We start from the raw sequence: 12,997 nt of genomic DNA, 5'->3' as shown, positions 1-12,997 counted from the left end.
AGATATAAATTATAAAACATGAAAAAACTATTATTAATAGGTGTCGTAGCTTTATTGGCCTCTTGTAAAGCAGGGAAGAAAGCTGCCAGTACTATACCGGCCAAGAATATAGATACTGCTGCCATGAAAGCCGAAAGCCCCGAAGTGATATTGTCAAATCTTAACCATATCGATTTTAAAACATTCTCCGGAAGAGTGGATGTAGATTTTGATGATGGTAAAAATGCCCGGAGCGTGAATGTAAAATTGGTGATGAAGAAAGACGAAGTAATCTGGATGTCGGCAGGATTGATGGGGTTTGAAGGTGTGCGGGGTATTATTACGCAAGATTCCGTAAAAATTATAAACAAACTTCAGAAGGAATATATCGCTACTAGCCTGAACTATATTCAGGAACAGATTGGATTGCCGGTAGATTTTGCTACTATACAGGATTTGCTAATTGGCAATGCCGTATTCGTAAATAAAGATAATGCTAGTGTTTCCACTGAAGGGGAGAAATATGTAATAACTACCCAGGGAGCTCAATTTAAAAACCTTCTTACGGTATTGATGCCAGGATATTTACCCACAGAAACTAAGCTTACTGATGTAGAGGCATCCAAAAAGCGGAGTGCAACGATTATTTATGATAGATATAAAAATGTAGCCGATCGAAATTTCTCTACACTACGCAATATGCAGGTGCGTTATAAAAACAATGTAACTTTAAAACTGGACTTTAAATCTTATACCTTCGATGGAGAAGTAAGTACTCCGTTTTCGGTTCCTTCGGGATATAAAACAAAGCAATAAGTCAATATCGGATAGAAAATATGTATCGGGCTACTTCGTTATTATCGTTGATTTGGTGCTTTTCCCGGCAAACTCTGTACGGAGTTGGGAGCCGTTTGTGGGGGCATTATAGAGTGCTTTATTTTCCTACGATAAGGCGTTGTCTATACATGGTGGTGCTTTTAGTGACTGCTATGTTTACTGCGTCAGCCCAAAAGACCAGTGATAAAACAGCAATGGAAGAAGAACGGAGAAAGCTACAATTGGAGCTGAGACAGATTCAAGCGGCTTATGATGCGGTGAAGGGGCAGAGTACAAATGCATTACATCAGTTGGCTGCACTCAATAAAAAAATAGAGTTGCAAGAACGCTATATCAATAACATCAGTAAGGAGATAAGGCTTATTAATGATGATATATACTACAGTTCCTTGGAGATTAACCGCTTGAAAAAGCAAATGGATACATTGAAATCTCATTATGCGCGCACTGTAGTATATGCCTATAAAAACCGTAGCAATTACGATTATCTGAACTTTATTTTTTCTGCAAATAGTTTCAACGATGCTATTAAACGTGTGGCTTATCTGAAGAATTACCGCAACTATCGGAAGCAGCAGATGGATGATATTCTCAAAACCAGTGAGCTTATCAGCAAAAGATACAATCAGCAGCTCGAGAGTAAAAAGCGGAAACAGTTTGCTTTGGACAAGCGTTCAGAGGAGATTGTAGTACTTGATCAGCAAAGAAAGGAGAAAGATTCTGTGGCGCGAATGTTACAGTCGCAGGCCGGGCAGTTACAAAGGCAGATAGCCAGAAAAAAAGAACAGGACCGCCAGCTTAAAAATAACATTGCGGCAGTTGTAAGAAAAGAGATTGAGGAGGCAAGAAAAGCGGCACAAGAAGAAGCACGGAAACGTGCGGAGGAAGAAGCAAAAGCACGTAAGGAAGAGCTTGCTAAAAAGATGCAAGAAGACGTAGAGAAGGCACTGACTGGGGCTACGGCCACTAGCACACCTCCTAAAAACGAGGTTGTTGAAGAAACTCCAGTAGCTTCAGCACCCGCAACATCTGCCAGACAGCCTAGATTTGACCGCGTAAACCCTAGCACGACCACTACAGTAAAAAATATTCCGGGTTCTTCGGGAAACATTGTAGTAAAGGAATCACCGGTGACGGTCCCGCAGAATCACACTCCTCCTTCCACCGCAGTTGCCACAACGCGTAAAGAACCCGAAGGGGGCTATCTGAATTATAAGGCGGATGATATTGCCCTGAACAGCGATTTTTCGCAAAACCGCGGCAAACTGCCTCCACCGGTTGATGGAGTGATTACGCTAGGATTCGGTCGCTATAAAATTGAAGGACTAGGTCCCGCTATCGTGGGAGATAATCCAGGTGTTACTTACACAGCTCCGGTAGGAGCGCCGGTAAGGGCAGTATTTAACGGAGAGGTAGTGAGTGTGTCGAAAGTGGGCAGTACCTCGTTTGTTGTAATTAGGCATGGAAAATATTTTACGGCATATAGTAATCTGGCATCAGTAAGTGTGAGCAGAGGCGCTTCGATATCACGAGGACAAACTATCGGTACTGTGGGTGCCGACGAAGAAACCGGAACTGGCAAATTGGACTTTATATTAATGATTGAAGAAAGGAATGTGGATCCTCGTCCCTGGTTGCGTCCATAGACCGCTATTTGCACGGTACCTAAACGACAATAATAGTTTATCGTATGTTTATCTGAATGGATAAATCAATTATAAAGGAAGTAGAAATAGTATCAGTCATTCATGAAACAGCTGATGCCCGAACGCTAGTATTGAAACCACTACATGGCTGGCAACCTCGTTATAAGGCAGGCCAGTTCCTTACCCTCATTTTTAATACTCCGGGAGGGGAGAAAAGGCGCTCGTATTCCATATCATCGTGCCCCGATACAGGAGAGCCATTGTCCATCACTGTAAAGAAAATTGATAACGGAGAGTTTTCTCGGTGGTTAGTGTATAAGGCTAAACCCGGCGATATATTGTCTACCTCAGGTGTGGGTGGTTTTTTTGTGCTGCCTGAAAATGTACAGGGTAAGACATTTTGTTTTTTAGCAGCAGGAAGCGGTATCACTCCTTGTTTTTCGCTTATCAAAACATTGCTGTTGACCACTTCGCAAGATGTGTTTCTATTTTACAGTAATAAAAGCGAAAAAGATACCATTTTTTTGAAGCCGCTGCAGGATCTAATGCAGCAATATCCCCATCGCTTTCATATTCATTTTATGTATAGCGATCGATTGGATGTTTATAATAGCCGCATGAGCAATATGGTGCTAAACTGGCTATTCGATAAGCACTTTGCCCATAGAGATAAAAGTAGTTTGCTTTTTTACATTTGCGGCCCTTTTGATTATAAGCTGATGGCAATGATTTCGCTACACAATAACGGCATCAGCGATAAACAAATTTTTAAAGAAGACTTCAGCACATTGCCTCCGGTAAGATTGCCCGAGCCGCCCGATAAGGATATGCATAAGGTAACGCTTCATCTACATGGTAAGGTGCATGTTATCGAAGTACAGTACCCGAAAAGTATAACTGCGTCAGCCAGAGATCAGCACATTAATATGCCTTATAGCTGTGAAGCCGGTCGTTGTGGAAGCTGCGTGGCTACTTGTATCTCGGGAAAGGTGTGGATGGCTTATAATGAAGTGTTGATGGATGAAGAAATTGAGAGAGGCCGGGTCCTTACTTGCCAGGGGTACCCTATTGGTGGAGATGTTGAACTCGTTTTCGAATAGTTGGCTCCCCGTTTTTTTATTTTCATCCTCCGCCGTAAATAATAAAAAATACCCTTTCAAAAAATATTTTTTTCTTTATTACGCACGCCTACATTTGCATCCGATTAGAAATAAAAGTGTCTACAATGGATTTGAAGTATATACAGCAGATTGCAGCAGATTTATCATTGCCTGTAAAAAATATCCTTAATATACAGCAGTTGCATGCCGATGGGGCAACCATCCCCTTTATCAGCCGATACAGGAAAGAGGCAACTGGTAATATGGATGAAGTGCAGGTGGGAAGTGTGATTGATAAGATTAAATATTACGACGACCTACAGAAGCGGAAAGAAACCGTTCTGAAAACTATTGAAGCCGCAGGAAAATTAACTCCAGAATTAAAGAAGAGGATTGACGATTGTATCAGCGATACAGAGCTGGAAGATATTTATCTGCCTTATAAGCCTAAGCGCAAGACTAAAGCTACTGTGGCCATTGAAAAAGGTTTGGAGCCCCTTGCTCAACTAATTTTTACCCAAGCGGAAGAAATTTCAGAAGAAAAGATCAAGCCTTTCCTCAATGAGCAAGTAAAAACTGAGGATGAAGCCTTACAGGGTGCTCGTGATATTATTGCCGAGTGGATTTCAGAAAATGAACAGGCGCGAACGCTCGTGCGCTCAATGTTTCAGGAAAGCGCAATTATTTCTTCGCGCGTGTTGAGTACTAAAAAAGAAGCTGAAGAAGCGCAGAAGTATAGAGATTATTTTGATTTTAAGGAGCCCCTGGCCGAATGTCCCTCGCACCGCTTACTGGCGATTCGCCGTGGTGAAAAGGAGGGCTTTCTCATTATGGATATCTCCATAGAAAAAGAATCTGCTATTGCGGCACTCAAGGAAATCTTTGTTAAGTCAAGTAATCAGTCTGGACAACATGTAGCTACCGCTGTGGAAGATGCCTATAATCGCCTGCTCAAGCCCTCTATCGAAACGGAATTCCGTATGAGTAGTAAGAAGAGTGCCGATGAAGAAGCTATTCGTGTATTTGCGGAAAACCTAAGACAATTATTGCTGGCTTCACCCTTGGGACATAAACGAGTGTTGGCCATTGACCCAGGTTACAGAACAGGATGTAAGGTAGTGTGCCTGGACGAAAACGGAACCTTTCTTAAATACGCTACCATTTATCCACATGCTCCACAAAATGAGTGGCAAGAAGCCATTGCAATTATTAAAGACTTGGTATCATCTTATAATATTGAGGCAATTGGTTATGGAAATGGTACGGCAAGCAAGGAAACAGAGAAGTTGTTACGGAGTATTGATTTTGGCAAGCAAATACCTATTTTCCTAGTCAACGAAAGTGGGGCATCTATCTATTCGGCCAGTGAGGTAGCGCGTGAAGAATTCCCCGATGAGGATGTTACAGTGCGCGGGGCCATCAGTATAGGTCGCCGTCTGCTCGATCCTTTAAGTGAATTGGTGAAAATCGACCCCAAAAGTATTGGTGTGGGACAATATCAGCATGATGTAAATCAAACCCGCCTAAAGGAAAGTCTGGATACCGTGGTGCAAAGCTGTGTAAACTATGTGGGAGTGGATGTAAATACTGCTAGCAAACACTTGCTGATGTATGTATCAGGTCTTACTCCTACCATTGCTAAGAACATTGTTGAATTTCGCACGAAAAACGGGGCTTTTACATCGCGGGAGCAATTATTGAATGTACCCATGCTGGGACCCAAAACATTTGAGCAATGTGCCGGTTTTTTACGTATTCCCAATGCTCCCAATCCTTTGGATAACTCGGCGGTGCACCCGGAGAGCTATGGTGTAGTAGAGGAGATGGCAAACAAGCTCAATTGTACCGTTAATGATATCATTGCAAAACCAGAGTTAAGAAAAAAAATCAATATTAAAGATTTCGTTACAGAAACAGTAGGTACTTATACCATTGAAGATATTTTAAAAGAGCTTGAGAAGCCAGGTCGCGACCCACGTAGTCCTATCGAGGAATTTCGCTTTGCCGAAGGTGTAAGTTCTATTGAAGATCTTCAAGTGGGGATGCAATTGCCCGGTATTGTTACCAATATTACCAACTTCGGGGTATTCGTAGATATAGGAGTGAAGCAAGATGGACTGGTGCATGTTTCTCATTTGTCCAACAGATACGTAAGTGATCCCAACGAAGTAGTAAAACTAAGTCAGAAAGTAATGGTTACTGTACTTGAGGTGGATGTAGCTCGTAAGCGTATTTCTTTAAGCATGAAGGACAACCGAAAAGAGGATGGCGGTTCGCGGACTTCTCATAAATCTGGCGGAAAGGGTATACAGACTTCCAAACCCAAAAGCCAGTTTCATTCGGCCTTAGAGGCACTGAAAAAGAAATTTGATAATTAAAACTACGTTAATATTGTAGCTTGATACGCTGGTGGGTTAACAGAACTATGACAGAATAATGTATGGGTTTTAGTACCTTTGTAGTATGGAAACAACCTCTGTTGCAACTCCGGTTACCTTCACAGCCGGAGCCGTTAAAGAGCTTAAACGGCTCATGAGTGCACCCGATTTCGATAAATCGCAATACTTACGCATTGGTGTAAAAGGAGGAGGATGTAGTGGTATGAGTTATGTTTTAGGTTTTGATACTAAAACCGAGAGTGATAAGGAATTTGAAATAGAAGGCATCCCCTGTGTGATGAACAAAGCCCATGAACTGTACCTTATGGGAATGGAGATTGACTGGAGCGAAGGACTGGATAATCGTGGGTTTACATTCAATAATCCGAATGCTAGCAGTACTTGTGGCTGTGGCAGTAGTTTCGCCGTTTAATACTCCCATATTAAAATCTTCGTTTAAAAAATACTAATCGGACAAAACCGCGCTCAAAAGTTTATTAATGCCAACAATTCATTACTCGGAGTGTCCGCTTTGTAGCTCCACGAATCTAAAATGGGTTTTTGATGTAAAAGACTATACGGTTAGCGGAAAAGAATTTTCAATCATTCATTGCGAAGATTGTACCGGAAGGTTTACACAAGGCATTCCCGATGTGGACGAAATCGGAGTGTATTATAAATCGGAGGATTATATTTCTCATACTAATACTACTAAGGGGTTTATCAATACCCTTTATCAGCGCGTACGTAGAATAACTTTGAAACAAAAGGCTGCTATTGTAAAGCAGCATACTGGTTTACAAACAGGCCGTGTATTGGATATTGGTTGCGGAACAGGTGCTTTTCTGCACACCATGCGGGCACAAGGCTGGCAGGTAACAGGCTTAGAACCTGATGCAGATGCTAGAGCTGTTGCTCAGAAAACGTATAAAATTGTAGCGCAACCGTCGCACGAGTTGTTCATCCTACCCGAGGGTAGCTTTAATGCTATTACATTGTGGCATGTATTGGAGCATGTTCATGCCCTTCATGAGTATTTGGAGCGGATGAAAAAATTGCTTACACCCCAGGGTGTGCTTTTCATAGCAGTGCCCAACTATACCAGTAAAGACGCACAGGTTTATGGTAAGTATTGGGCAGGTTACGATGTTCCTCGCCATTTATATCATTTTTCACCTAAGTCCATGAAACTGCTGGTTGAGCAACACGGTTTGCAAATTGCACAAATGCTGCCGATGTGGTTCGATAGCTTTTATGTGGATATGCTGAGTAGTAAATACAAGGCAGGAAAGGTGAACTATCTCAGCGCTGGACTACATGGCCTTGCTTCCAATATCAATGCGCTGGGTAATGTGGAGGCGTGTTGTTCGATTATCTATGTAGTTCGAGCGGTTGAATAAATTTTAATTCCCCAATTGTACTTCGTATAGCTCAGGCCATTTCTTACCAGTAATGTAAATCTTTTTGGCTTCAGCATCATAAGCGATACCATTGGGAACATCCGCCATGGGGTCAATTCTTTTGATTCTTTCCCAAATCTGGGTTACGTCGATACGGCCTACTATCTGCCCGCTTTCGGGCTCTATTTTATAGATATATGGTTGTTGCCACTGATTTGCATATACGTATCCTTCGATATACTCAAGTTCGTTAAGATTAAACGAGAGATCGCCATTCTGAGTTACGGCCTGCGTGCGCATGAGTCGAAAAGTCGAGGGTTCGTAGAAATATAAATTGCTGGAACCGTCACTGACGATAAGTTGTTTACCATCTGTAGTAATGCCCCAACCTTCAGTATTTAAAGGCAATTCTTTTACTTTTTTCAAATCGGGTAGGGTATATACGAATACCTTATGTTCTCTCCATGTCAGTTGATATACGGTATCATTTAGAATTGTAATGCCCTCACCAAAGTATTGGGGGGCCAGACTCACCGCTTTTTCTGCTTTCCCAGTTTCGATATTCACTCTTAATAGTTGCGAAAATTTACTTCCCACCGGGCTATACTCAGCTCCACCTGTGCCTTCATACAACTGTCCTTTATACACTACAAGCCCTTGAGTAAAGGATGCAGTATCGTGCGGGTAACTTTTAATTACTGAAATACTAATGTTTGCAACATTATTGGCCCTATATGTGTTATTATAACCATCGTTTGTTTTATCCGCATTGTTGCTGTCGCAGCCCAAGAAAGCTGCAATCAGTATAAATAGTATTGAAACTGTAAAAAGTCGCCTCATCTTTTGCAATTAAATTAGGTGCAAACGTACATTAAATTTTTTTGTCTCAGATTACTCAAAGTGGGAATGGGTAATCGATTGAGGTAAAGTTACAAATATATCAAAAGGGGCAAAGTGGTGATGGTATTTTTTGTCCGGGTTACTAAATGATAGGGTAGGGTATTAAACTAATATTGATAAATTAACTGATAATGAGTGAAACTAAGAACGGATCGTTTTTATGGGTAATTCTTGCTTTTGCGGCAGTGTACATCATTTGGGGATCGACCTATTTTTTTATAGAATTGGCCGTAAAATATTTACCTCCACCTGTATTGGGTGCTGTGCGCTTTTTCGCATCGGGGGTTATAATGCTGATATGGGGGATGCTGCGCGGAGAAAAAGTCTGGGATAGAAGTGCCTTATTACCGTCGATTATTAGCGGCATACTAATGCTGTTTTTGGGAAATGGAGCTGTTATCTGGTCAGAGCAGTATCTGCACAGCTCATTTGTAGCCATTTTTATGGCTTCTGCGCCGTTATGGTTTTTATTACTGGATAAGTTCAACTGGAAGGAAAACTTTAGTAACCGATATACTTTATTGGGTGTGTCCATCGGACTCATTGGGGTGATTGCGCTTTTCTATGAGAAGGTATCGTTATCCAGTTTTGGGCAGGGGATACTGCCGCTCGTAATCTTGTGTACTGCCAATATCAGCTGGTCCATCGGCTCATTATATTCAAAATACAGGGCTAAACAAGTATCTCAAACTATGAATGCGGCATGGCAGATGTTAGCCGCTGGTGCAGCATTTGCTATTACAGGCGTAGTGCATAATGATTTTGCAACAGTAGACTGGGCTACCATACCACTGAAGGCCTGGATGTTTATACTTTATCTTGTAGTGTTTGGTTCTATAATCGGATATAGTGCTTATGTTTATTTATTAAGTGTTAGAAGTGTTACTACGGTTAGCACATATGCCTATGTCAATCCTCTTGTAGCAGTGCTTCTGGGCGTACTGATTAATAAAGATCATTTGTCCGTTTTGCAGTTGAGCGGATTGGCAATTATTTTGTGTAGTGTTTTCTTTATTAATCTGGCAAAGAAGCGTAGTGCAAAAGTACTTGCCACATAAAGTAGTAAAGCTTTATGAAACTTTTTGCAGGTGTTGTTGTTTTATTTAAAATAGCAACACATGTATCCTACTGCGACGGCTCAGATTAAATTTTCGGTTTTGGATTTGGCAACGGTTTGTGAGGGCGATAGTGTGCATCAAACTTTTCAGAGAAGCTTGCAAACAGCTCGATTGGTAGAAGAGCTAGGTTATACTCGTTATTGGTTTTCTGAGCATCATAATATGGAAAATGTGGCCAGCGCCGCCACATCAGTCTTGATTGGATTTGTGGCTGGGGGCACACGTACCATACGAGTAGGTTCGGGAGGCATCATGCTGCCCAATCATTCGCCATTGATAATAGCGGAGCAGTTTGGCACCTTAGGCTCTCTGTATCCGGGGCGTATTGATTTAGGCCTAGGGCGGGCACCAGGCACTGATCCTCTCACCGCAATGGTTATTCGGAATAGGCCGGTAGATGCCCCATATGATTTTAAGGCCCATATTCAGCAGTTGCAAACCTATTTCAGCGTAGAAAATAAACATGCTAAAGTGAGAGCACTGCCAGGAGAAGGCGTGGATGTGCCGATATGGATATTGGGTTCCAGTACCGATAGTGCTTTTCTGGCGGCTCAGCTGGGATTGCCCTATGCTTTTGCTACACATTTTGCTCCTGATCAATTTTTGAGGGCTATCTCTATTTACAAGGATTCTTTCCAGCCTTCAGCAGTATTGAAGGAGCCCTATTTAATGGCCTGTGTAAATGTAATCACGGCCGATACCAATCAGGAAGCTGCTTTTTTGGCCACCTCTTTATATAAAATGTTTTTGGGAATTTTCACCAATTCGCGTGCTCCACTACAACCCCCGTTTCCGGTGGAAGAATTGGCGCACATGTGGACGCCAGAGCAAGCTTACGGAGTAAAGCATATGCTCTCTTACTCATTTATAGGCGATAAAATCACCGTAAAAAACAATCTGAGCACTTTCCTAGAAAAAACAGGGGTGCATGAGATTATGGTCTCTTCGGCCATATTTGATCAGAGTAAAAAAGAGCACTCGCTGCGCTTGTTTAAGGAGGTTGTGGAGGAGTTGAATAGTGTTCGGACTGGAAATTGAGGATGTCTTTTTGCATTAGCACGAATTTATTTATCTTCATTTCCTAAACAAGACTGTTATGGATAGTGCTATTCAACAAAAGGTGGATCAATGGTTGCAGGGCAACTTTGATGAAAACACCAAGAACGAAATAAGAAGATTGCAAGAAGAGAATCCTCAGGAGCTTGTCGACTCCTTTTACCAAAACCTTGAGTTCGGAACCGGGGGGCTTCGCGGCATTATGGGAGTGGGTACCAATAGAATGAATAAATATACCGTGGGGATGGCTACGCAGGGGTACGCTAATTATCTGAAACAAATTTATCCAGGTACAGAAATAAAAGTGGCCATTGCGCATGACAGTCGCAACAACAGCCGCTTTTTTGCCGAAACCACTGCAAATGTTTTTGCCGCCAATGGCATTAAGGTGTTTTTGTTCGAAAACTTACGTCCTACGCCGGAGTTATCCTTTGCTATCAGAACCTTAGGATGTCAAGGAGGTGTGGTGTGCACGGCTTCGCATAATCCCAAAGAATATAACGGGTATAAAGCTTATTGGAATGATGGAGGACAACTGGTGCCCCCGCACGATAAAAACGTAATTGCTGAGGTAGAAAAAATCAAATCGGTAGACGATGTACAGTGGAGTGGGGGAGAAGAAAATATTACCATCATAGGGAAGGATATAGATGAGCAATACATTGAAATGGTTAAGGGATTAAGTGTATATCCCGAAATTATCGAAAAGCAAAGCGATCTAAAAATCGTTTATACTCCCATTCACGGTACGGGTATCACGTTGGTGCCTAAAGTGCTGGAGCGTTTTGGTTTTAAAAACGTGCATATTGTAGCGGAGCAACAAACTCCTGATGGAAACTTCCCTACAGTAGCGTATCCTAATCCAGAGGAAAAAGAAACCATGAGTATTGGCCTGCAAAAGGCCAAGGAGCTAGATGCCGATATATTGTTGGGTACAGATCCTGATGCGGACCGAGTGGGCATCGGTATCAAAAATCATCATGGAGAATGGGTGCTAATGAACGGTAATCAAACCGCCGTACTTGCCTTTAACTACTTACTAGAAGCAAGAAAGGAGAAAGGAATAGCCCAGCCCAATGATATGATCATTACTACCATTGTAACAACAGGTATGGTAGATGAGCTGGCAAAAGGCAACAATGTCGCTTGCTACCGAGTGCTTACCGGTTTCAAATGGATTGCTGAAATGATTCGCTTAAAGGAGGGAAAGGAAAATTATATTGTGGGGGGCGAGGAAAGTTTTGGTTTAATGATTGGCGATAAGATCAGAGATAAGGATGCGGTGAGTGCTGTGGCTCTTCTATGCGAGATGGCTGCTTATGAGAAAGAAAAAGGTAGAACCCTGTTTGAAAAACTGGTAGAGTTGTACATCAAATACGGCTTCTACAAGGAGCATCTTATTTCCATTACCAAAAAGGGGATGGATGGTCAACAACAAATTGCAGCCATGATGCAAGGCTATCGTGAGCATCCACCAAAAGAAATCAACGGGGCCAGAGTAGTGAAGATACTGGATTACCAAAGCAGTAAAGCTTTGGATGTGCTGACTGGAGATATTACGGATATTCATCTGCCAAAATCTAATGTACTGCAGTTTGTGACAGAGGATGGATCTTTAATTTCCGCACGTCCCAGTGGCACCGAGCCTAAAATTAAGTTTTACTTCAGTGTGAAGGAGAAACTGGAGAGTGCAGCTCAATATGATGCGGTAGAAAAAATACTCGATACTAAAATCGCGAATATTATAGCTGATATGAAGCTGCAATAATAAAGGCGTTAAATAATTCAAAGCCCGGTTTCTACCGGGCTTTTATGTTTAGAAATAAATTGCGTATTTCAGTCCGTAAGTAAATATTAGGTTTTCTTTTTCTGTTCGACTGATTTTGTTATACATGAATCGTGTGTTCAACTGCAGGCCTTTCCATAACTGATAAATGAGTTCCGTATCGTTGGTAAGAATATGATCACTAATATATTTTAAAGAGGGTTGGAAGAAGCCTCCTGTTTTAAAGGTAAACCGTTCTCCCAATTTCAGCATAAACTGTACTCTCAGGGAATTTCGTATGGTTTGATAATTTACGATGGAGGTATCGTTTTCTATGATGCGGCTGAGCTCACCTATAAATCCGTTGCTAACATTCAGCCATATATCTTTTTTGTTCAGGAAGTTATAGGCTACACCAATACCCACTTGGCCCTGATTTTTGATATTCAGCGAATAACTGGTAGTGTAATGTAATAAACCCCAGTAATAAAATTCCGCAAAATGCCGGTATAGATTCACATTACTACTTAATGAAAAGTCGTTGTTAGTAAGTTTTTCGGGATTAGCCCCGTAGATCCAAGTGGCGGACGAGTTCAATGTAGTACGCTGTTTTTTTACACTAAATTGTACGCCATTATTCAAAAGATAGTTGCTTCCGTCCTTGGTTTTATTGATGGAACCACCTGAGTTTATATTCAGGTATTTCGTAGTACTATCGGTAAATTGAGCATTTAATGGAATAGTAATTATTGCAAAAACTAACAGGGCGAAAAAAAACTTCATTGGATGGATAACTGTCTTAGAGTTTGGGTGAGCAA

The 12,997-nt window shown here is 41.7% G+C and carries 11 protein-coding genes; 9 read left to right on the top strand and 2 right to left on the bottom strand.

Features of this window, described 5'->3' with window-relative positions:
- Positions 1-18 precede the first annotated feature (18 nt).
- The 6 genes from lolB1 (at position 19) to V2H41_RS07080 (ending at position 7,340) form a co-directional block, all read left to right on the top strand.
- Positions 19-795: a lipoprotein insertase outer membrane protein LolB1 gene (lolB1, locus tag V2H41_RS07105; RefSeq protein ID WP_330974444.1), complete on the top strand. Its 777-nt coding sequence runs from the start codon at positions 19-21 to the stop codon at positions 793-795.
- 149 nt (positions 796-944) lie between these two features.
- The gene (locus tag V2H41_RS07100) at positions 945-2,462 is read left to right on the top strand and encodes a murein hydrolase activator EnvC family protein (RefSeq protein WP_330974443.1); all 1,518 of its coding nucleotides are present in this window, start codon (positions 945-947) and stop codon (positions 2,460-2,462) included.
- Positions 2,463-2,518: 56 nt separating this feature from the next.
- Positions 2,519-3,562, top strand: coding sequence for a flavin reductase family protein (locus V2H41_RS07095; protein WP_330974442.1), 1,044 nt, complete (start codon positions 2,519-2,521; stop codon positions 3,560-3,562).
- A gap of 125 nt (positions 3,563-3,687) precedes the next feature.
- Positions 3,688-5,940, top strand: coding sequence for a Tex family protein (locus V2H41_RS07090; protein ID WP_330974441.1), 2,253 nt, complete (start codon positions 3,688-3,690; stop codon positions 5,938-5,940).
- A gap of 85 nt (positions 5,941-6,025) precedes the next feature.
- Complete coding sequence (locus V2H41_RS07085) at positions 6,026-6,373, top strand: HesB/IscA family protein (protein WP_330974440.1); 348 nt, start codon at positions 6,026-6,028, stop codon at positions 6,371-6,373.
- Between the two features lie 67 nt (positions 6,374-6,440).
- The gene (locus V2H41_RS07080; RefSeq protein ID WP_330974439.1) at positions 6,441-7,340 is read left to right on the top strand and encodes a class I SAM-dependent methyltransferase; all 900 of its coding nucleotides are present in this window, start codon (positions 6,441-6,443) and stop codon (positions 7,338-7,340) included.
- A gap of 3 nt (positions 7,341-7,343) precedes the next feature.
- Here V2H41_RS07080 and V2H41_RS07075 read toward each other — a convergent pair whose 3' ends face one another.
- A complete protein-coding gene (locus tag V2H41_RS07075; RefSeq protein ID WP_330974438.1) occupies positions 7,344-8,180 on the bottom strand; it encodes a glutaminyl-peptide cyclotransferase in 837 nt (278 codons plus the stop codon).
- Positions 8,181-8,371: 191 nt separating this feature from the next.
- Here V2H41_RS07075 and V2H41_RS07070 point away from each other — a divergent pair, with 191 nt between their 5' ends.
- From V2H41_RS07070 to V2H41_RS07060, 3 genes are read left to right on the top strand one after another with little or no spacing between them, the layout of a single operon-like run.
- Positions 8,372-9,298: an EamA family transporter gene (locus tag V2H41_RS07070; protein WP_330974437.1), complete on the top strand. Its 927-nt coding sequence runs from the start codon at positions 8,372-8,374 to the stop codon at positions 9,296-9,298.
- Positions 9,299-9,358: 60 nt separating this feature from the next.
- On the top strand, positions 9,359-10,396 hold the full coding sequence (locus V2H41_RS07065) for an LLM class flavin-dependent oxidoreductase (protein WP_330974436.1): 1,038 nt from the start codon (positions 9,359-9,361) through the stop codon (positions 10,394-10,396).
- A gap of 58 nt (positions 10,397-10,454) precedes the next feature.
- The gene (locus V2H41_RS07060) at positions 10,455-12,182 is read left to right on the top strand and encodes a phospho-sugar mutase (protein ID WP_330974435.1); all 1,728 of its coding nucleotides are present in this window, start codon (positions 10,455-10,457) and stop codon (positions 12,180-12,182) included.
- A 48-nt stretch (positions 12,183-12,230) separates the two neighbouring features.
- Here the strand turns inward: V2H41_RS07060 and V2H41_RS07055 are convergent, their stop codons facing one another.
- Positions 12,231-12,962: a DUF481 domain-containing protein gene (locus V2H41_RS07055; protein ID WP_330974434.1), complete on the bottom strand. Its 732-nt coding sequence runs from the start codon at positions 12,960-12,962 to the stop codon at positions 12,231-12,233.
- Between the last annotated feature and the right edge of the window lie 35 nt (positions 12,963-12,997).

Source organism: Niabella digestorum (assembly GCF_036409055.1).
In the GTDB taxonomy this organism is placed as follows: Bacteria; Bacteroidota; Bacteroidia; order Chitinophagales; family Chitinophagaceae; genus Niabella; species Niabella composti.
Note: the sequence above shows the minus strand (reverse complement) of the source record. Positions and strands in the feature narration are given on the sequence as shown.